This is a genomic window from Leptospira barantonii, from assembly GCF_002811925.1.
Lineage (GTDB): Bacteria > Spirochaetota > Leptospiria > Leptospirales > Leptospiraceae > Leptospira > Leptospira barantonii.
The window spans coordinates 360284-380329 of the sequence record NZ_NPDS01000002.1 but is presented as its reverse complement, the minus strand read 5'-3'; the positions used below and the strand labels follow the sequence as shown (position 1 = coordinate 380329).

Sequence of the window (20046 nt, the reverse complement as noted above, 5' to 3'; positions counted from 1 at the left end):
TTAAGTATCCGGGTAAAATGAGAATGTCAATCTCGGATACTTAAGGAATATAGAATGTGATTCATTCTTTTCCAAATGAAAAAATTTTAAAACATTCATCATTCTTTAAATTCAATTTTTTGAATTAACTTCCCGCCTCCGTAGAAATAGGCTTCGTATGAATTTCGACCGAGCGCGTAGACCGCCTCTATGATGACGATTTCCGCATTCAATTCCTCCTTGGTATTCAGAAGTTTTGATTGCCGTTCCGGGGAAAGATCTGTGACCGGAATGACTTGTTCGACTTCCAGTCCTTCGTCCCATGTGAATTCTAAACTAAAACTTGCCTGTTGCCAACTGAGTTTGGCTTCCGTTCCTTTTTGAATGGGCACAAGGGAAACGTTGGCCCGATTTGAGGAAGCAAAGCCGATCGCCGATTGAGTTAAGAGCAGAACTCCGGAAATCGTCATGGCAAAGTAGCCGATCTTTCTAAATAGAATTTCGTTGATCCAGTCTAAAACTTTTTTCATGCTCAACGTCGAAACCAAGGCGGCAAAGGCAACGATAGACCCGATGAGAATGGCTTTAGCGTTGATCAGACCGAATAACGCGTATAAAACCAGTTTGATCAGATGTAGAAAAATTTCATTCGCCGCTCTTGTGGCTACTATCTCCTCTTTCGACATTCCGCTTCGTAAGTAGAATTTGTTGAACAACAAGCCGACCGCGCCGGTGATTCCGGAAACAAATCCCGCTAAAAATCCGATGATCGCCAGATGAACCACCTTCGGTTTGTCATACGATTCTGAAGGATTCTCCTTTTTAAAAAGAATCGGAAGATTGCTGATTAAAAAAATTCCGATGAACGCTTCCATAAACAACGGATTGACGTATTGAATCAGCCACGCACCGAGCCATACGGCGCCGACGGCGGGAGGTAAAAACCATCGAACGATATCAAAACGAATTCTTCGAAAGAAAACGAACAATCGGGAAGCGGAACTCGTAAACGTGCCGATCGACAATGCGGCGGGGACGAATTGAATCGGAAGAAAGGCGCCCAAGACAGGAATTAAGATCAGACCGGCCCCGCCTCCGCAAATGGCGCTCAGGAGAAAGGAAGCATAAGCCGTAAAGAAGAGCGCAATTTCGCTAAAAAACATAAAAAATCAATTCTATATTCTAAAATTGGAATATTATAATTTTTAGAATCGTTCGTATTCGCTGATGTAAGTAGCGGATTTCACGGAAGTTTGAAAAAACTCCGTTCGAATCTTTAGATATTCCGGATCTGCAAAAAAGGCGTCTCTACTCTTTTTGTCCTTAAAGTAGATCGTAAAAACCCGATTGATCGGATTGCCGTCTTCGTTTTTTAAAACTTCAAGAATCTTAAAGTCGTAACGAAAGCCGCCGCCATACGTCGTAAGCAAGGGCGTCATAGCGGCTCTATACTTTGTGTAAACTAAGTCGTCGATCACTTCCAGACCGACGACCATTTCAAACGCTTTTGGTGAGGGATCTACATTGTTTGTCATATACAAATCACAAAGGAGTATCGATCGCCAAAAGTTCGCATTCTTCCAAAAATTTCACTTCAAGGTCTCCGTTTACGGGAACACCGAAACCGTCCCTCGCCGAAAGTTTTTTGCCTGCGATCTCCGCAGAACCGGAGATTAGGAAAAAATAAACGCCTCCACTTTCATTTTTTGGAATATAATCGATTTTTAAATCTTTTGTTCCATGTGCGAGTGAAAAGGTCACGTTTTGATTGATCCAAACCGCGCCGTTGCCCTGATCGGGAGAGACCACGGTTTGAAATTTTCCCTTTCGATCCTCTACGTCGAATTTCTTCTGTTCGTATCTCGGTTTGATACCGATCTTATCCGGTAAAATCCAAATCTGCAAAAAGTTGACCGGATCCGTGGGTGAAGCGTTGAACTCGGAATGAACGATCCCGGTTCCTGCGGACATGATCTGCACTTCTCCCGATTGAATTACGGATTGATTTCCTTCGCTATCTTGATGTTCCAAACTTCCGGAAAGCGGAATCGAAACGATTTCCATATTCTCGTGAGGATGCGGCGGAAAACCTTTTCCTCCGATCACGATATCGTCGTTTAACACCCTTAATTTTCCGAACTGAACCCTGCTTGGATCGAAGTAAGAACTGAAACTAAAGGTATGTCTGCTCTTAAGCCAACCGAAATCGGCCTTTCCTCTGGTTTCTTGTGCGTGATAGATAGCTTCCATAAAACTCCTTAAGCATTAGACTCGCAAACAAGACACAAGGTCGACGTTCTAAATTTTATTTCATATCTTTTGAATGTTTTGTTTCGGATTTCGAGTTTGTTACGTAGAAGTCTTTATGTTTGCGATCCAACTTTTCGACCGCGGCTCGGAGAGCGATTCTGGAAAGTTTTTGAGAATGTTGATCCAAAAAAACGAACAACTTGTCTTCGTCCTTTTTTCCCGCTTCTCGAATCCAACTTCCGATCGCCTTTTGTACGGTTTCTTCCGGGTCTTTGATAAGAATTTCCGCAATTCCGAAAGTGTCCTCCAAATCCCCGTATTTGATAAAGTATTGCGTGCTTACGATGGCGGTTCTTCTTTCCATCGGTTTTTTGGATTTGGCTAATTGATACAAAGGTTTTCTGGATTTATCGAAAAGATATTGCCCGACTACATGAGGCGCGGATCGATCCACTAGATCCCAGTTGTTGATTCGATCGTGATTTTTTAGATAGAGATCGAAAATTTCCTTACGTTTTGTTTCATCGGTCTTTTTATCCCGAGCGATAAAATCGAGAATACTCACGGCGCCCATTCGAATTTCATAATATTCACTTTGTAACAGTTTTACGATTTCGGAAGATTGTAGATCCTTGTATGTTTTTGCGGTTTCGAAAATTTTTCCCATCCGCACTCCGAGACAAAGATTGTCCTTTCCTGGGTTGTGTAAAAACTTTAGATTCTTTTCCAGATCGGCTTTTGTTTTGAATGCGCTCAGTTCGCGGATGAATTCGTTTGCCGAAGAGGTTTTCATTTGGATGTGGTCCTTCTTTTTACGGCTTTTTTAGGTTTTTTTACGGTCTTCTTCTTTTTTGCGACCATAGCTTCCGTATTTTCTTTTACTCGGAACTTTACGATTTTTGCAATCAGTTTCAGAGGAAGAGGTTCTTCGATCGGAAATTGAATCGCTCCTTTCGAGGTTTTGTAAGAAGTCAGTTCCGGAAGAAAGGCTCTGATCCCGCTTGATGTCGGATAGAATCCGATATGATTTTTATAAGCCGCAAAATAAACCAGGTTTCCACCCAACGCAAACGCGGGCATTTGATAACTGATTTTTTCTATCGATTTCGGAGCGGCCTTTTGAATCGCGGAACGCAATTCTTCCAAAACCGTTTGTATATCTTCGGGGAAACAACGGATGTATTCGTCTATATTCGTAAAACTTAATTTTTTGTTTTCCATAAAACGTTCCGAATGGTATCTTCTCAGCCTTTGCTTGGGTGAGAATTCTTGAATATTCGATTCAGGCTATGTTTAAGGCGGATCGTTTATCGGAACAAGAAAAATAGTCTATTTCGTATTAAAAAAAGAACCGGATAAGACCGGTTACGGTTCCCAGAAAAAATCCCAAAATACTTCCGTTGATACGAATCGTTTCCAAAACGTTTCTCGTTTTCCATTCTAAGTTTTTTCTGAGATCCTTCGGATCGAGACTTTGAAGTCTTGTGGTGATCTGTCTTCCGATATAACCGGAAACACCTTCGTCGATTCGTTTTTCGACGAATTCCAAAACGGAACGAAGCGGCGCGTATTCCTGTAAGGTTTTAATCTCTCCGATTTCCTTGAGATGAGTTTGAATGAGAGTTCCCAAAAGTCTGCTCGCTTGGACTTTCAAAAATCCCATCAAGGATCGTACCGCTTTTTCTCTTTGATCCAAATGCAGTTCGTTCCATGAGGAAATATACGTTTCTGTCGAGGCGGCCATAAGGTTGACCAATTTTTCAATGGTCTTTTCGTCCTTTGACTCGATCACAAGACCTTCTTTGACGTGATTTCCGTATTCCTTCAGCTTTTTCGGAAAATCAACGACCAAACTCAGAACCACCTGAGCCACTAAATTCATTTTTCCTAATATTTCCTGAAGAAGAGATTTGAACTCCTCCGTGTCAGCAACCTTGATCATGGATTCGCCGATCAGAAGTTTGATCGTGTCCATAATGTCTTTTTGTCGGTTTAACTCTTTTAATAATGCGACATCGGTTCCGCTAAACTGATAGTGGACCACGTATTGAACGATATCTTCTTCCACCTTCGAGAAAAGTTGATTTAAAACCTCGTTTGTTTTGTCCTCGTTTCCGAATGTTTCGAGCAAAAGTTCGTGAACGTCGTCTCTTGTGGACGGATCTTCCAAAACGGTTCTGATTCTGGAACGAATGACCTCGTGATGGAGAAGATCCCCCGCAACCCAGTTTCCGATTTCGGAAGCAAGAGTGGAACTGTCCTCTTCGATCGCCTTATACGTTTTCCAAACGGCGAACCAATCGCAAAGCCCTCCGATCAAACCCCCTTCCAAAGCGGAAAGAACGATCTTTGTGACCGCGTCCTCGGAGTTTCCGAAGAATAGAATCGAAAGGATCGCAGTCGAAAACCCGATCAAAAGTGAATTCGAAAAAAGTTGTTTTTTCCGAAATGGGGTATGTTTCGACTCGGATGCGAAAAACATCAATTCGATGATTTCCTTCTGGTTAAGAAAGTGGCTCCGAAAAATAAAAGAGGAAGCAAAAGTTGAATCAGAGTGATCACATAGGATCGAATATCATAAAATACGAATTTACTCTTCGCGTTCCGGGAACAAAAATAAAACTGTCCTTCTAAAGTTCGGTAGATCTTTTCACCTGACTCGGATTTCCAAAGAGGAAAAAAACCGGAACGAACGAGAATCGGCGAACACTCATTCGGTTCGATCGAATTTGAAAGTTCCCAGACGATTTCGGAATCGTTCCAAGACAAAGGATGAATTTCGGATGAGAACGAAATCGATTCTTTCTCCTTTTTGAAAGAAGGTTTTTTCTTGGATTCCTTTTCGAATTCCTCTTTTTCCTTTTTTTGAAAATAGGAAGCGAGTTCGGTAGCCTCATAAGCGCCTGAAAAAGATTTTTCATCCGATTGATATTCTTCCTTCGACAAAGGAATCAAAGAATGTCTCCACCGAAATTTAGAATCCAAAATCGACTCGGATAATTCTTCCATCCGAAAACCGGACTTTCTTTGCGGAGAATTTTTTTCCAAAAGAAGTGCGATCGGCTTTTGAGAAAGCGCTTCCAAAAACGGATTGGAAACATTCAATTTCCAGAATGTCCATTCTCCTCTTTTTTCGATCTGTAAAAACGTTTCCGGGGAAGAGGCGGCAAGTCTGTTCAACGTCTCGGATCTGAGTAAAACGTAGGAAACTCCTCTTTCCGCTAAAAGTTCAAAAAACAACGCCGATAATTTTTCCTTTTCCTGAACGGGTCGTTGTTCCGAGTTTTTTTCCTTTGTATTGAGCGCGGAGATCGGACCCTGCACCGGAAACAATTGAATGATTTCCTCGGCGGAAGAAGGAAAGGAATTTTTAAAACGATTCTGAAGAGCGATGTTTCGTCTAACGGCTTGTCGAACGAGAACGGAAGCCCAACGAGAATCCTGGGATTCTCCCCCGCCTCCAAGTTCTTCCGTTGCGATGAGCGCGCCGTAAGAGGTTTTTTCGAACGTACGAATCCATTCTTCCTTTTGTTTCCATACGGACGAAGGATTTGCGGAAAGACTTTCGATTCCGGTGGAAGGTCCCGGGACGGTTATGATAAAACGATACATTCCCAGGATAAAAAGAAGAAGCCCCGTCCAGAGTTTCCATTTCCCGGGAGGAAGATTTTTCAAAAAGAATCTCGCGGTGACAAGCGCGGCGAAAGTCAAAAACACGAGAGAAACGTTGAGAGCTGTATACCACTTAACGTGAAGCCAAGGCAAAATTAAGGACAGGGAAGAATCCGTCGCCATCCAATAAAACAACAAGGTTCCGAATATTAGAAATCTTGAAATCGGCGGCAATAATTTTCTGATGAAAAGCAAACGGATTCCGATCACAAACAAAATCGGAAACAAAAGATGAATCCAATATTGGTCTATTAGAATTTGTTTAAATACGTCCAAAACCTTTTCGGGTCTCGAGACGGATCCGGAAAATTCTTCCCCTAAAAGAGACAAAAGCCCGTTGATCGGAAACGAAACCGGAGGATTCTGCTGAAAGGAAACATACGCAAAGTAATTCCACAACACGGGCGAAGCGCATAAAAACGGCAGAAGAAAGATCAAAAGGATTTCAAGAATCGCGAACTCGTCCTTGTAAAAAAGAAAATAAATTCCGAGAGCGATCACATAAAACAAAGACATCTCGTAGTGTGTATAAAACACGAGAGTTCCGGTGATCAGATTCTTAAAAAACGAGGAAACCTTTCCGGTATAACGAAACTTTTCCAGATAATAAATCGCGAGTAACGCAAAACCCAATCCGAGTACGGACGATATGGAATTTTGAAAAACTCCGACAATACCCGCGCCCACAACTCGATCGCCGGGATACAAAAGATAAAACATAAGCCCGGTCATCGTCAAGAGAGCGTTGCCCGGACTGAGATTGGTTTCCGTGAGTAACAAAAATCCCAATTTCAAAAACGCGTACGAGAATAAAAAAAGCGCGATCAGAATTCCGAGATTGAATGAAACGCTAAACGGTAAAAAAAACAAAAAGAAAGTGTGAAGAAAGGAAACTAGAAAAAAGAAAAACGGAGACTGAAAGTAAAACGTCGGACTTCCGCCTTGCAAAGAACGATCGTATCCCGAGGAAAGAAAATTCTTAAATAGAACCTGATAGTCCTGCGCGATTAGAAATTGATTCTGAAGGGATACGGAATCGGGAACCCGATCCGAAAATAAAAAACGAAACTGTATCGATAAAAATAAGAAGACTATGAAAAATACGAGAGGCTTTCGCGCCGCGTGAGGAATTTTCCATTTCCCCTGGATGATTTGCATGGGATGATTCTTACGAAAGCCGATTTCCTGACAAGCAAAACGGACGATACGAATCGTCTTTCAATTCCGATCCAAGGGATTTAAGCGAGAGGTTTATTCTTCTTTCGCGTTTTCCTGGACGTATTTTTTAAAATCCGCTTCGGACATTTTATCCGCGTAAAGTGGATAGAGGGCCGCGATCAATTCTTCTAAGGTTGGGAATTTTGCTCCGTCCATTTTGAATGCCATATCGGACTCCTTCGGACTTATAAAGTATGGAAACAAATCGATCCGTTTCGAATCGATAGAATCGCATTTACGTCCTATGCCATCTTTTTCAATAGGCCTTTTCTATAAATCCAAAAACCGACCCTAATCCAAAATCGATCTTTCGATTCCGAGCAAGGTAATATCGTCTTTTTTAAAATCGGGCAAATTCAGACCGTTGGCCGAATCCAACAATTCTTTGCAAACGCTTCCGATCGATCCGCTTCTTCTTTGTTTGAGCCATTGTTCCATTGAGAAATTCTCGAGTTCCTCTTCCGAAAAAATAAATCGATCCGGAAGTCCGTCCGTAAACAGAAACAATCTGAATTCATTCGGTAAATCCTTGGACAATTCTTCGTATGTATAACCGGGAATCATCCCCGCATAAGGTCCGATCAGATCCAAAGAAACCGTTTCCTCTTTCGAATCGAGAACACAAGGCGGATTTCCCGCGCTTGATATTAGAATTTTATTATTTTCTAAATCTAAATCGAGAACCAATCCCGAAAAAAACGGACTTACGTCTCCGATTCGAGCGCTGAAACGTCCCGAAAGTTTTGTCAACAGTTGTCCCGGTGAAAGTTTAGAATCGAAGATCGAATTGTATTCGCTTTGAATCACCATCGTCATGAGAGAGGCTTGAACTCCGTGACCGATTGCGTCCGCCAAAAAGATTCTGAGCTTTTTCTCTCCCACCGGACGAACGATATAGAAGTCGCCGCCCACTTTGGAGATCGGTTGATAGAAAGAATAGAGTCTGATTCCCGCTTTTTTTAATACGACATCGTCCGGAACCTCCAAGAAGTCCGTCTGAATTTTGACCGCCATGTCCAAATCCTCTTCGATCGTTCTCAGAGCGAAACGAAGTCGATGTGTTCTTTCCTCCACTTTTTTTTCCAAGTTTCTGGATAGATCGAAAAGTCTTTGCATGTTCTTGGAATTTCTCACCGAAAGCGAAACCGACTGAGCCGCCAAAAAGATAAAGGTCCCCAGGGAAGAATAATAACCGGTCTCCAAATAGTAACTCACATACAAAAGATCGTTGATCATCGCGAGATAGATAAAAACGAATCCAGATAAAAGAATCAGAGAACCTTCCCTTTTTTTGCGGACCGCGCGGATGAGCGTATAAAGACCGAGGCTACCCGCCATAAACGCGTTTAGATAATAGATAGGAATCGTATGCGTAAAAATTCTCATCGGAAAAAAGATAACCATCGCGGAAGCGACGATCGATATCCACCAGAGAATATCCACAAAAACCCTTTTTAGATCGCGTGGATATAAGGAAAGAATGTAGTTCAAAAAGACGGGAACCGATAAATAGAAAGTCAAATATTCAATTCTGATTATATTCTCATAATTGATTGCGTCCGTATATTCTAGAATCAAACGGTTTCCGGGAAACAAACTTCTCGAACCCATCAGAAGACAGAACAAACCGAAATAAAGCGAAGGGGTTTCCTTTCTTCTTACGAAGTAAAACGAAAGATGCAGAAAGGACATGATCAAAAGTCCTCCCACCAAAAACGCGTCCAATCGAAGGGAACGATTCCATTCGGAACGAAGTGCTTCGACTTCCCCGATCACGATCGGAGACCAAAAACCTCCGAGTCTCAGATCTTCATTCGCGATTTGTAATACGATTTGCAGATCGGAACCGGAAGGTTCGAATTCCAAAAATAACGGCTTGGCTCCCTCTTCGACCGCGTCGAGGCTTCCGTCCTTCTTTCTTTGGATTTTTCCGGAGTTCAAAACCTGACGTCCGTTTAAAAAGAGTTCGTAAGAGGAACTCTGATCGGGAAGAATCATTCCCAACTTGGAAACATTCTCGGGAAGTTTGACGTCGAGAGTGTAACTTCCGAATCCTTTTCCGTTTCTGTTTTCTCCGTTCCAAGCGGAAGGAACATAGACGATCTCGGAGGAGGTTTTTAGATTTTCTCCTTCTTTCTCCGAGGAAAGATATTTCCAAGCTCCCCAGTGAAACATCCATTCTCCCCGAAGAGTCAACTTCCCCTTCTTGGAAAAATCCCATGAAGAAGCCTCTAAAATTCCCGCCTTTGCGATCGGCGGTTCTTGCACTTGGCAAGCGGATAGATAGAAACAAACGCATAGAATCAAAAAGAGATTTTGAGAAGAACGTAGGAAACGACGGAAAACGTGCGTGAAAATTCTCACTTTCAAAAACGAAATCGGATCTTTCCGAGAACACATAGGGAGAGAATCATTTCTGAAATCGAATACGATTCAAATTCTTTTTATCTTTTAGGAAAGAATTGATTTCATTTCTCGAGCCTTTGCTGGAGGTCCTCCGACCTTTCGCTATTTATAAAAAGAAATCAATTCTCGAGTGGAATCGTTCCGACCTTACGCAGGACCCAAAAAGTCCTCAAAGAGACAAAATTCGCTTCTTGTTTCTCAGAATATTGGATAAAAAAGATAGAATATTCTCCTAAATCCCGGAATTATATCCAATATAACGAATTTTTAGTTGACTATAACGAGAAAAACGTCCTTTTTGGTAAAAAATTTCTAAAAGGAGGCTTTGGGTGAAAAGCTTTATTACTCAGATAACAACAGGAGTCCTTTTACTCTGTACTTTTACAATCGGCTTATTTCCTCAGGACGTGAAGAAGGAAAAATCAAAGACTGAGTCTGCCCCTATTCTCAACCTAGATCCCCCTTCCGATGTGAAATACCAAGAACAAGAAAACGACGGAAAAGGGATTCCCGAAATTCAACAAGAACTCGCAAAGGAAGAGCCGTATAAAAGTCCTTACAAAGGAAAACTTCCCGGCGAATTTATGAAGTCCATGCTTCTCGCTCCGGATCACCAAGACGCGGTTCGTAAAGTGGATCGTCTTTGGCTCGGCGATATTTTCCGCGTGGGTTTTCAGGTTCGTCCCCGTTTCGATTACAGCCACAACGCGGATTTCGATAAACGAACTCAGGACGATAAGAACTTCGCGACTCAGAATTCGCAAGTGTCGTTTATCATCGATCCGAATCCTTACGTAGCGGCGAAGGTTACGATCCAAGACGTTCGTGTTTTCGGAGGTGAACAATCCAGAAAGGACGGACAACTCGGTTACTTGGGTCTTTCCAACTCGGCCGGTGTGGAACTCAGCTCGGCGCCGACCGCAACCAACTCAGTAAGTATCAAAAACAATACGGATCTTCGGGAAGGTTTTATCCAACTCAAGAATTTTGCGGAAGGTTTCGAAGTGTATCTCGGAAGACAGATCTTCGGTTTCGGTGATAACCGATACATCGGAGGAAGAAACGACGGCCAGACCGGTAACTCGTTCGACGGCGCGAGAGTGAAATACAATTCCAAACATTTCAACTCGGAAGCGTTTACGTCCATCATCGCGGAAGACACAAACGCGGGTAGCGGTAACAACACCGCGAACGGAGTCAAACGCGGAACCGTAAACGATACGTATCTTTCCGGTTTATACAACACTCTGAAATTCGAAGACTTCCTTGTGGATCTTTACTACTTCAATATCGATAAAAAATGGGAACAAGGCCCGACCCCCACTTCTAGTTTGGATAGAACCAGACAAAGGGACGATTTAAACACGGTAGGATTTCGTTTAACAAACAGAACGGATAACAATCGTTTGCCGAAAACGAAATCTTGGGATTGGACTCTCGAAGGTTCTTGGCAATACGGCTTCAACGGTCAAAGAGTGAACGCAGGTTGGGATACTCTCAAACAAACCGTGGACGGTAAGTCGACTTCTCAAAGAATTTATACGGAAAACGTGGAATACGACGCGAAGTATTTCATCGCCCAGACGGGTTACACTTTCTTCGATCGTTTTCGTGTGGGTATACAATACTCGATCGGTTCCGGAGATCCGAATCGAACGGACAACAAGGTTGCGACATACGACGCTTCTTTTGCGACAAGATCGGGAGGATTTCCTTACTTCGATTCCGGAAACGGTATCGTGAATGCGACATTCTGGTCGAACACAAGAACCAAGTCCGTACACTTGATGTATAATTCCGCGAACTACGGAAGATTCATCTTTGTCGCTTACGATATTCAAAAAGCTTCCGAAAACGACGCTTGGTATTCTTCGGGAGGAACGGCTAACACCGGTTTGACGACTGAGAACAATACCGGCTCGGCCTTCGGCGGTTACAAACTTGGTGAAAGAGGCGGAAAACGTCTTTTCTACGAATTCGACTTGATCTATCAATTCTACCTCAAGGACTACGTTTCGATTTGGACGGGCGGTTCTTATCTTCTCGCAGGAGATTCGGTTAGAAACGCAAGAGTCAATCCTTGGGCTCCGAACGTAAACGACAGATACACGTTGGACAATAAGTCCTACAGCTTCTTTCTTTTCGTTCAGTTCGCGATGTAATTCAAAAAAAATTAGAAGTTAGGAAACCAACATGAAAACAAAAATTTTTAAAACCACTGCGATTGTCTTTCTTTTGACGATCGCCAACTTAGGGCTTTTCGCAAAAGACGTGACTCTTCTGAACGTATCCTACGATCCGACTCGGGAATTATACGCGGAATACAACAAACTATTCGCAAGTTATTGGAAATCCAAAACCGGAGACGAAGTAAGAGTCAACCAATCGCACGGCGGTAGCGGTAAACAAGCAAGATCCGTAATCGACGGGCTCGAAGCGGATATCGTAACTCTCGCTCTTGCATACGATATCGACATCATCGCTTCCAAAGGATTGATAGCGAGAGATTGGTTGAAAAGTCTTCCGAACAACAGCACACCCTACACTTCTACGATTGTATTCGTTGTGAGAAAAGGAAATCCGAAGAACATCAAGGATTGGGACGATCTCGTAAGAAACAAAGTCAGCGTGATCACTCCGAATCCTAAAACGAGCGGAGGCGCACGTTGGAATTATCTCGCGGCTTGGGCTTTCGCACAAAAGAAATTCAACAACGATCCGGGCAAGGTTCAAGACTTTATAAAAACGTTATATAAGAACGTTCCTGTTCTCGATTCGGGAGCGAGAGGTTCGAGCAATACGTTCGCACAAAACGGAATCGGAGACGTGCTGATCGCTTGGGAAAACGAATCCTTTCTCATTCTCGAAGAGTTCGGTAAGGACAAATACGAAGTCGTAATTCCTTCCTTGAGCATTCTTGCGGAACCTCCGGTTGCGATCGTGGAAAAGAACGCGGAAAAACACGGAACGATTGAAACCGCAAAGGCGTATCTCAAGTCGCTCTACTCCGACGCGGCTCAAGAGATCATCGCGAAACACGGTTATCGTCCTAGAAATCCTGCGATTCTCAAGAAACACGAAAGCAAGTTCCCTAAGTTGGATCTAATCACTGTGGACGGACATTTCGGCGGATGGCATAAGGCGCAAAAAGATCATTTTGCCGACGGTGCATCCTTCGACCAACTCTACGTGAAGTAAAACGTCGGAAAAGAATGGAGAAAATTCCGCTTCCAACGCGGAATTTTCTTTCGATTTTTCCTCATTTTAAACTCGGAACATTTCCTTGTATGAGTTCCCACACCTGCTAAGAATTCGAGGTTCCAAGCCAAAATATCATACAAAATTCTTTACTTATAGACGAAGTCTCAAAATATTGGATCAAATTATCTAATAAATTAGATTTCTGTTCACTTTGTTGTAAAAAATCCAAAGGAAGAAACCGAATGAAATCCAAATCCACTCGAATTCATACCATCGCAATCGCCTTATTCTTGGTCTCCGCTTCTCTGTTTTCGCAAACCAAACTCTTAAACGTTTCTTATGATCCGACAAGAGAACTGTATACCCAAATCAACCAACTCTTCATCGCACATTGGAAAAAACAAACCGGCGAAGACTTAGTAATCAATCAATCCCACGGCGGTTCCGGCAAACAAGCAAGAGCGGTAATCGACGGACTCGAAGCGGACGTCGTAACATTGGCGCTCGCGCAAGATATCGAAGCGATCGCGGAAAAATCGAAACTTCTTTCCTCCGATTGGGAGAATCTTCTTCCGCATCAAAGTTCTCCTTACAAGTCTACGATCGTATTGTTGGTTCGAAAAGGAAATCCGAAAGGAATCAAAGACTGGGACGATCTCGTAAAACCGGGAGTCGGAATCGTAACACCGAATCCGAAAACCGGCGGAGGCGCGCGTTGGAATTATCTCGCGGCTTGGGGTTATGCGAAGGCGAAGTACGGATCCGAAGAAAAGGCCAAAGACTTTATAAAAAAATTATATTCGAATGTTCTCGTATTGGATTCCGGAGCGAGAGGTTCGTTGACGACATTCGTTCAAAGGGGAATCGGAGACGTGTTGATCTCCTGGGAGAACGAGGCTCACCTGGCGCTTCGTGAAACTTCCAAGGATTCGAATTCTTCGGTTGAAATCGTTTTTCCTTCGGTGAGCATTCTGGCGGAACCTTCCGTAGCGGTGGTAACGAAAAACGCCGAAAAACACAAAACTCTGAAATTATCCGAAAGTTATCTTAAGTTCTTATACACACCCGAAGGACAGGAAGTGATCGCAAAGAATTTCTATCGTCCCACCGACATAAAAGTCGCAATGAAGTATAAAAGTTTATTCAAGAATTTGAAACTATTCACGATCCGAGACGTAGCGGGTAACTGGAAAAACGCGCAGGAAAAACATTTCGCGGACGGAGCGATCTTCGATCAGATCTCCGCTAAATAAGAATTCGTTTATCAAAAGAGAAAACCTTGTCCACTTTGAATTTTAGAACCAAACCCTACGGAAAAACCGCCTTCGGAATTACGCTCGGCGTCACGGTGACTTACTTAAGTTTGATCGTACTCATTCCGTTAGGCGCTCTTTTTTTGAAAAGTTCGGGAATCGGTTGGGAGGGTTTTTGGAAACTTCTTACCAACGATCGTATCGTCGCGGCGCTTTACTTAAGTTTCGGAGCGGGAGCCGTCGCCGCGCTCATCAATCTGGTGATCGGATTTTTATTCGCTTGGGTTCTGGTTCGTTACGATTTTCCCGGTAAGTCTCTGCTCGATTCTCTTGTGGATCTTCCTTTCACACTTCCCACTGCGGTTGCGGGAATCGCGCTCACCACGATCTACACTCAAAACGGAATCATAGGAAAATTATTCGCGCCCTACGACATCAAGATCGCATACACTCCGATCGGAATCGTAATCGCTCTTGTTTTTATCGGTTTCCCTTTTGTGGTAAGAACGGTTCAACCCGTTTTGGAAGAATTCCCGAAAGAACTTGAAGAGTCGGCGTATTGTCTTGGCGCAAACAGATGGCAGATTTTTAGAAGGATCATTTTTCCGGAACTCCTACCCCCTTTGATCACCGGCGCGGCAATGGCCTTTGCGAGGGGAATCGGAGAATACGGATCGGTCGTATTCATTTCGGGAAACCTTCCGGGTAAAACTGAAATTCTTCCCTTGTTGATCGTAACAAAACTCGAACAGTATCAATACGAGGAAGCGACCGGAATCGCGTTCATCATGCTCGTGATCTCCTTTAGTATATTATTAGGTATTAATATTCTTCAGACGGTTTCCGCAAGGAGAAAGGGATGAGACAGGAATCCTTACTCGTACGATCAATTCTGATCGGAACCGTTTTTTTTCTGACGGCTCTGATTCTTCTTCTTCCTATTTATACGGTTTTTCACGAAGCCCTTTCCAAGGGTTGGAATGCGTATTTGGAAGGAATCCAAGAACCCGATACGATATCCGCGTTGAAGTTGACTCTTCTTGTGGTTTCGATCGCGGTTCCATTGAATACGATCTTCGGAATCGTATCCGCGTTTTCGATCACACGTTTCGAATTTCCCGGTAAGAGCTGGCTTTTAACGATCATCGATTCTCCGTTTTCGGTTTCACCGGTGATCTCCGGTTTGATCTTCATTCTTCTTTTCGGAAGACAGGGTTGGTTCGGTCCTTGGTTGGAAGAAGCCGATATCAAAATCGTATTCAACACACCGGGTCTTGTCATCGCGACGGTATTCATCACACTTCCTTTCGTTGCGAGAGAATTGATTCCTCTCCTCGAATCGACCGGAATCGAAGAGGAAGAAGCGGGTCTATTACTCGGCGCTTCACCGCTGAAAGTATTTTTTAAGATCGTGGCGCCAGGAATCAAATACGGATTGTTATACGGAATCATTCTTTGTAACGCAAGAGCGATGGGAGAATTCGGCGCGGTCTCCGTTTTATCCGGACATATCCGCGGACAAACGAACACTCTTCCGTTACAGATCGAAGTTCTATACAACGAGTATAATTCCGTAGCCGCATTTTCCGCGGCTTCCCTACTCGTATTCTTATCCTTAATCACTCTGATCGCGAAACAGATCCTGGATAGAAAAATCAAAATCACCAAAAAAGAAGAATTGCTCCAAGAGGAGGCGTAGTCATGGCAATAGAAGTTAAGAATATTATAAAACGCTTTGGTAGTTTCACCGCCATCGACAATCTTTCTTTGGAAGTTCCCGCGGGAGAATTGGTCGCACTTTTGGGTCCTTCCGGTTCCGGTAAAACGACTTTGTTAAGAATCATCGCCGGACTCGAAGACGCGGACGAAGGCCAAGTGATCTTCGAAGGTCAGGAAGTCGGAAAGAAAAACGCAAAGGATCGCGGAGTCGGATTCGTTTTTCAACACTACGCACTTTTCAGACATATGACGATTTTTGAAAATATCGCGTTCGGTCTCGAAGTGAGAAAAAGATCCGAAAGACCGAACAAGGAAGCGATTCGAGACAAGGTGATGAGTCTTTTAAAACTCGTTCAACTCGAGAATTTTCACAACCGATATCCTTCCGAACTTTCCGGCGGACAGAGACAAAGGATCGCGCTCGCAAGAGCCCTAGCGATCGAACCTCGTTTTTTGCTGTTAGACGAACCTTTCGGCGCCTTGGACGCAAAGGTAAGAAAGGAACTTAGAAATTGGCTCAGAAGACTTCACGACGAAATTCATATCACGAGCGTGTTCGTAACTCACGATCAGGAAGAAGCCCTCGAAGTTTCGGACAAGGTAGTCATTCTTAAATCCGGAAAGATCGAACAGGTCGGAACTCCGGACGAGGTTTACAATCATCCGAAAAATTCTTTCGTGTTTCACTTTCTCGGAGACGTGAATCTTTTTCACGGAAGGGTTCAGGGCGGACAAACACAACTCGGTGAAATCAAAGTGGACGCGCCGGAACACGCCGAAGTTGAAAATGCAAACGCTGTCGGCTATGTTCGTCCTTACGACGTTGAAATTCTAAGAACTCCGATCGAAGCGCAAACGATTCCCGCCGAAATTCAGTATATTCATTCCACAGGAAGAACGGTGAAGATCGATCTCAAACGTTTGGATACGGGCGCGATTCTGGAATCACAATTGAATTCTTCCGAATTTCAATCCCTGAATCTGCTTCCCGGCGAAACGGTTCACATTCGTTTTAGAAAAGTGAAAGTTTACGTGGAAGACTATACGATCTAATTCAAGAAGAATTTCGATTCGATTTTTGTTTGTCGGAACAAACATCGATCCGATTTTAGAAATGACAAGACGGGCTATTTTCTTACGGAAGAATCTTTTGTTTTGTTCGCTTTTTCTTTTTCTCTTCGAATCGACTGTGTAACACCGTTCTCGATCAAAAGACAATCCGCTCCAAAGTAAGAATGATCCGCTTGATCGTGAGAGACAACGACGACCGGAACCTGAAAGAGTCTTTGTATCTTTTTCAATTCCGACTTCATCTTATCCTTCAACTCGGAGTTCAGAGCCGCAAAGGGTTCGTCAAGAAGTAGAAGTTCCGGTTTTCGGATCAAGGCTCTCGCCAGAGCGACTCTCTGTTTTTGCCCGCCCGAAAGATTTTTAGGATACGCTTCCGAGACGCTTTCTATTTCAAAGATTTCTAATATATCCTCAACGAGGACCCGATCGGATTCGGACAATCGAAATGAAAATGTTCCTTTGAGAGGAAATTCCAAATTTTTACGAACCGTCAGGTGAGGAAAGAGCGAATAGTTTTGAGGAAGATATCCGACTTTTCTTTTTTGGGCGGGAAGATCGATTCGATATTCTGAATCGAAAAAAACTTCGTCGCTGAGTACGATTCTTCCGTGATCCGGTTGGATCAATCCGGAAATCGTCTTCAGAGTTAAGGTTTTTCCCGCACCGGAAGGACCGTAGATAAACAAAAAATCGCGGATCGATCTAAAATCGAGATCCAGAAAAAATCTTCTTTTTCGATCGATCAATGTTTTTTGAATATTTACGGTAAGGGACACTAAGGTTTTCCGAAATGATACTGTTCGAAAATTTTCTTCGCAGTAGGAGAGGACAAAAATTCCAAAAACAACTTCGCCTCGGAAGAATTCGCGCTCTGCGCGACTGCGATCGCGGGATACAGAATCGGCTTTGTTTTTAGATCGGAGATCGCGATTTTCACCTTGTCCTTAAAAAGAATCGCATCCGTTTTATAGACGAAGCCCGCGTCCACTTCTCCTCGGGAAACGTAATCCAAAACCTGTCTTACATTTTCACCGGGAATCCATTTTTTTTCCAAGGCCTCGTCCCAACCTTCCTTATCCAATACTTCTTTAGCGTACTTTCCGGCGGGAACCGTAACCGGATTTCCAAAAGAAATTTTCTGAACCGTTTCCTTTTTCAGATCGGAGATCTTTTTCAGATTCAATTTAGAATCAACTGGAACGACCAAAACCAAAACGTTTCTCACGAAATTCTTTCTCGTGGAAACGTCGAATAGATTTTTTTCCAAACCCTTATCCACACTTTCTTGATCGGCGGAAGCGAACACGTCCGCAGGCGCTCCGTTTGCAATCTGTTGAAGAAGAATTCCGGACGCCGCAAAGTTAAAAACGACCTTTATGGAATGTTTTTTCTCGAATTCTTTCCCGATCTCGCCGAAGGCCTGTGTTAAACTAGAAGCCGCGGAAACCAAAAGTTGTTTTTCTTCTCCGAAAATCGGAGAAAGACAAAACGTCAAAGCCAGAATCACCGTAATTTGAAATCGTTTCATAATATTCCCTTTTACTTATATTTAAAATTACCAATGCGATTTTTTAAGCATACCGTTCGAAACCGTCAAAACCAGCACGGACAATACGGATGTTAAAACGACCAAATAAAACGCAATCGAATCGTTTCCGGATTGTACACTATCGTATATCGCGAGCGAAAGAGTTTGTGTCCTTTTCGGAATATTTCCCGCGATCATCAGCGTAGCGCCGAATTCTCCCATCCCTCTTGCGAACGCAAGCATCGCGCCCGCGAGAATCCCCCTCCAAGACAAGGGCAATAACACCCTCCAAAAAATTTCTACATTCCCTTTTCCTAATGTTCTCGCGGTGTCCTCGTAATCCGAATCCAAATCCTCGAAGGAAGTAAGAGAGGATCTGTAGACGAGCGGGAAGGAAACGATCACCGAAGCGATCACCGCGCCGGACCAATGAAATAAAAAACTGAAATGAAACGTATCCAAAAGAAAGGAACCGAAAATTCCGCGTCGTCCCAATAACACCAAAAGATAATATCCAAGAACCGTAGGAGGCAACACAAGCGGCAAGGTAAGGATGGAATCGAGAATTCCTTTTCCGAAAAATCTCCAACGGGAAATAAAATACGCCGCAGTCACTCCGAACAAGGTCGCGATCAAAGTGGAAAACGCGCTCACGATCAAAGTGAGCAGGATCGGATGGCGCATCGTCTCCCAATCGAGTTCGGTCATGCTCGGATATTAATCTAAAAATCATTCCGAGGTCAAGAAGAGAAGGAAATCTCCGGACGTTAATTCGATGAAAGAAACCCCTATTCCTCGATTCACAAAAGGATTTTAAAAAGAAAACCGCGAACTAAAATTCTTCTTTTACTTTCAAGGGCGCCGTGTTTTTTGAAATCAAACAATATGAATTCAAAAATCGCGGACATTCGAACCAGTTATACCTTATCCTCTTTGGACATCGAAGACGCCGGAAACGATCCGATCGCATTCTTTCAAAAATGGTTTCAAGAAGCGGTCTTATCGGAAGTTTTCGAAGTCAACGCGATGACTCTTGCAACCGCGACTAAGAACGGAATCCCGGATGCGAGAACCGTTCTTCTCAAAGGCATCACGAACGATTCTTTTCTTTTTTATACGAATTACGAAAGCAGAAAGGGCAAGGAATTGGAGGAGAATCCAAAAGCTTGTCTTGTCTTCTTTTGGTCCGAACTTGAAAGGCAGATTCGAATCGAAGGAAACGTAACCAAGGTTTCCAAGGAAGAATCGGACGAGTATTTTCATTCCAGACCGAGAGAATCACAGATCGGCGCGGTCGCTTCTCCTCAGAGTCAAAAGATTCCCGATCGTAAATTTTTAGAGGAACGTTTCGCAAAACTTTCGAAAGAATTCGAAGGAAAGGACGTGGAGTTACCGACTCATTGGGGCGGCTACGCGGTTCATCCGGTTCGTATCGAGTTTTGGCAAGGACGTTCGAGTCGTTTACACGATCGAATCGTGTTCGAAAAGAAAGCCGATTCTTCTTGGGAAAAATTTAGGGTTGCTCCCTAATTCGCGATCCATAGAGAGCGAATTAGCCATTGGTAGCGAAGCGTTCAGCCAATGGTTCCAAACGAAGTTTGGAAAATCTTCAGTTCGAAGAAAGAATCAGTTTCAAGGATGCAATAACTTTTTGATCGATCGTTTGTCGGACCAATTTCGATAAAATTCTCGCTTTTTTGGGCGTTCATTGCTGGATCCCCGTTCTTTGCGCCCAAAAGGAACGTTTTT

General features: G+C 43.4%; 19 protein-coding genes. 7 read left to right on the top strand and 12 right to left on the bottom strand.

Annotated elements, in window-relative coordinates:
- Positions 1–98: 98 nt before the first annotated feature.
- From CH367_RS06495 to CH367_RS06455, 9 genes are all read right to left on the bottom strand, one after another.
- Positions 99–1142 (bottom strand): sulfite exporter TauE/SafE family protein, encoded by a 1044-nt coding sequence (locus CH367_RS06495; RefSeq protein ID WP_100761675.1) that lies wholly within the window; start codon positions 1140–1142, stop codon positions 99–101.
- A 42-nt stretch (positions 1143–1184) separates the two neighbouring features.
- On the bottom strand, positions 1185–1514 hold the full coding sequence (locus CH367_RS06490; protein WP_100761674.1) for a DUF1330 domain-containing protein: 330 nt from the start codon (positions 1512–1514) through the stop codon (positions 1185–1187).
- 7 nt (positions 1515–1521) lie between these two features.
- Positions 1522–2229, bottom strand: coding sequence for a pirin family protein (locus tag CH367_RS06485; RefSeq protein WP_100761673.1), 708 nt, complete (start codon positions 2227–2229; stop codon positions 1522–1524).
- A gap of 55 nt (positions 2230–2284) precedes the next feature.
- Positions 2285–3022, bottom strand: a complete 738-nt coding sequence (locus CH367_RS06480; protein ID WP_100761672.1) for a DNA alkylation repair protein — start codon at positions 3020–3022, stop codon at positions 2285–2287.
- A complete protein-coding gene (locus CH367_RS06475) occupies positions 3019–3450 on the bottom strand; it encodes an iron chaperone (RefSeq protein ID WP_100761671.1) in 432 nt (143 codons plus the stop codon). The genes CH367_RS06480 and CH367_RS06475 overlap by 4 nt, the downstream gene beginning before the upstream one ends.
- A gap of 118 nt (positions 3451–3568) precedes the next feature.
- Complete coding sequence (locus CH367_RS06470) at positions 3569–4711, bottom strand: DUF445 family protein (RefSeq protein ID WP_425268801.1); 1143 nt, start codon at positions 4709–4711, stop codon at positions 3569–3571.
- The gene (locus CH367_RS06465; protein WP_100761669.1) at positions 4711–7059 is read right to left on the bottom strand and encodes a hypothetical protein; all 2349 of its coding nucleotides are present in this window, start codon (positions 7057–7059) and stop codon (positions 4711–4713) included. The genes CH367_RS06470 and CH367_RS06465 overlap by 1 nt, the downstream gene beginning before the upstream one ends.
- Positions 7060–7152: 93 nt before the next feature.
- Complete coding sequence (locus CH367_RS21055) at positions 7153–7287, bottom strand: hypothetical protein (RefSeq protein WP_100761668.1); 135 nt, start codon at positions 7285–7287, stop codon at positions 7153–7155.
- A gap of 123 nt (positions 7288–7410) precedes the next feature.
- Positions 7411–9387 (bottom strand): PP2C family protein-serine/threonine phosphatase, encoded by a 1977-nt coding sequence (locus CH367_RS06455; protein WP_165783229.1) that lies wholly within the window; start codon positions 9385–9387, stop codon positions 7411–7413.
- Positions 9388–9875: 488 nt separating this feature from the next.
- Here CH367_RS06455 and CH367_RS06450 point away from each other — a divergent pair, with 488 nt between their 5' ends.
- The 6 genes from CH367_RS06450 to CH367_RS06425 all read left to right on the top strand — a co-directional run bounded on the left by CH367_RS06450 (position 9876) and on the right by CH367_RS06425 (position 16751).
- Positions 9876–11687, top strand: a complete 1812-nt coding sequence (locus CH367_RS06450; protein ID WP_165783249.1) for an alginate export family protein — start codon at positions 9876–9878, stop codon at positions 11685–11687.
- A 31-nt stretch (positions 11688–11718) separates the two neighbouring features.
- Positions 11719–12723 (top strand): sulfate ABC transporter substrate-binding protein, encoded by a 1005-nt coding sequence (locus CH367_RS06445; RefSeq protein ID WP_100761665.1) that lies wholly within the window; start codon positions 11719–11721, stop codon positions 12721–12723.
- 245 nt (positions 12724–12968) lie between these two features.
- Positions 12969–13979, top strand: a complete 1011-nt coding sequence (locus CH367_RS06440) for a sulfate ABC transporter substrate-binding protein (protein WP_100761664.1) — start codon at positions 12969–12971, stop codon at positions 13977–13979.
- A 26-nt stretch (positions 13980–14005) separates the two neighbouring features.
- On the top strand, positions 14006–14842 hold the full coding sequence (gene cysT / locus CH367_RS06435) for a sulfate ABC transporter permease subunit CysT (protein WP_100761663.1): 837 nt from the start codon (positions 14006–14008) through the stop codon (positions 14840–14842).
- A complete protein-coding gene (gene cysW, locus CH367_RS06430; protein WP_100761662.1) occupies positions 14839–15678 on the top strand; it encodes a sulfate ABC transporter permease subunit CysW in 840 nt (279 codons plus the stop codon). Before cysT ends, cysW begins: the two co-directional genes overlap by 4 nt.
- 2 nt (positions 15679–15680) lie before the next feature.
- The gene (locus CH367_RS06425; RefSeq protein ID WP_100761661.1) at positions 15681–16751 is read left to right on the top strand and encodes a sulfate/molybdate ABC transporter ATP-binding protein; all 1071 of its coding nucleotides are present in this window, start codon (positions 15681–15683) and stop codon (positions 16749–16751) included.
- A 74-nt stretch (positions 16752–16825) separates the two neighbouring features.
- Here CH367_RS06425 and CH367_RS06420 read toward each other — a convergent pair whose 3' ends face one another.
- From CH367_RS06420 to modB, 3 genes are read right to left on the bottom strand one after another with little or no spacing between them, the layout of a single operon-like run.
- Positions 16826–17545 carry an ATP-binding cassette domain-containing protein gene (locus CH367_RS06420; RefSeq protein WP_100761660.1) on the bottom strand — a complete coding sequence of 240 codons (720 nt, stop codon included), beginning with the start codon at positions 17543–17545 and terminating at the stop codon, positions 16826–16828.
- Positions 17545–18297 (bottom strand): molybdate ABC transporter substrate-binding protein, encoded by a 753-nt coding sequence (gene modA / locus CH367_RS06415; protein ID WP_100761659.1) that lies wholly within the window; start codon positions 18295–18297, stop codon positions 17545–17547. Before modA ends, CH367_RS06420 begins: the two co-directional genes overlap by 1 nt.
- 27 nt (positions 18298–18324) lie before the next feature.
- Positions 18325–19005 carry a molybdate ABC transporter permease subunit gene (gene modB, locus CH367_RS06410; RefSeq protein WP_100761658.1) on the bottom strand — a complete coding sequence of 227 codons (681 nt, stop codon included), beginning with the start codon at positions 19003–19005 and terminating at the stop codon, positions 18325–18327.
- A 177-nt stretch (positions 19006–19182) separates the two neighbouring features.
- Here modB and pdxH point away from each other — a divergent pair, with 177 nt between their 5' ends.
- Positions 19183–19827, top strand: a complete 645-nt coding sequence (gene pdxH, locus CH367_RS06405; protein ID WP_100761657.1) for a pyridoxamine 5'-phosphate oxidase — start codon at positions 19183–19185, stop codon at positions 19825–19827.
- The last annotated feature ends 219 nt before the right edge of the window (positions 19828–20046 follow it).

Coding starts and splice junctions, on each gene's coding strand:
- CH367_RS06495 (WP_100761675.1), bottom strand. CDS start 1,142: ATGTTTTTTAGCGAAATTGCGCTCTTCTTTACGGCTTATGCTTCCTTT.
- CH367_RS06490 (WP_100761674.1), bottom strand. CDS start 1,514: ATGACAAACAATGTAGATCCCTCACCAAAAGCGTTTGAAATGGTCGTC.
- CH367_RS06485 (WP_100761673.1), bottom strand. CDS start 2,229: ATGGAAGCTATCTATCACGCACAAGAAACCAGAGGAAAGGCCGATTTC.
- CH367_RS06480 (WP_100761672.1), bottom strand. CDS start 3,022: ATGAAAACCTCTTCGGCAAACGAATTCATCCGCGAACTGAGCGCATTC.
- CH367_RS06475 (WP_100761671.1), bottom strand. CDS start 3,450: ATGGAAAACAAAAAATTAAGTTTTACGAATATAGACGAATACATCCGT.
- CH367_RS06470 (WP_425268801.1), bottom strand. CDS start 4,711: ATGTTTTTCGCATCCGAGTCGAAACATACCCCATTTCGGAAAAAACAA.
- CH367_RS06465 (WP_100761669.1), bottom strand. CDS start 7,059: ATGCAAATCATCCAGGGGAAATGGAAAATTCCTCACGCGGCGCGAAAG.
- CH367_RS21055 (WP_100761668.1), bottom strand. CDS start 7,287: ATGGCATTCAAAATGGACGGAGCAAAATTCCCAACCTTAGAAGAATTG.
- CH367_RS06445 (WP_100761665.1), top strand. CDS start 11,719: ATGAAAACAAAAATTTTTAAAACCACTGCGATTGTCTTTCTTTTGACG.
- CH367_RS06440 (WP_100761664.1), top strand. CDS start 12,969: ATGAAATCCAAATCCACTCGAATTCATACCATCGCAATCGCCTTATTC.
- cysW (WP_100761662.1), top strand. CDS start 14,839: ATGAGACAGGAATCCTTACTCGTACGATCAATTCTGATCGGAACCGTT.
- CH367_RS06425 (WP_100761661.1), top strand. CDS start 15,681: ATGGCAATAGAAGTTAAGAATATTATAAAACGCTTTGGTAGTTTCACC.
- modA (WP_100761659.1), bottom strand. CDS start 18,297: ATGAAACGATTTCAAATTACGGTGATTCTGGCTTTGACGTTTTGTCTT.
- modB (WP_100761658.1), bottom strand. CDS start 19,005: ATGACCGAACTCGATTGGGAGACGATGCGCCATCCGATCCTGCTCACT.
- pdxH (WP_100761657.1), top strand. CDS start 19,183: ATGAATTCAAAAATCGCGGACATTCGAACCAGTTATACCTTATCCTCT.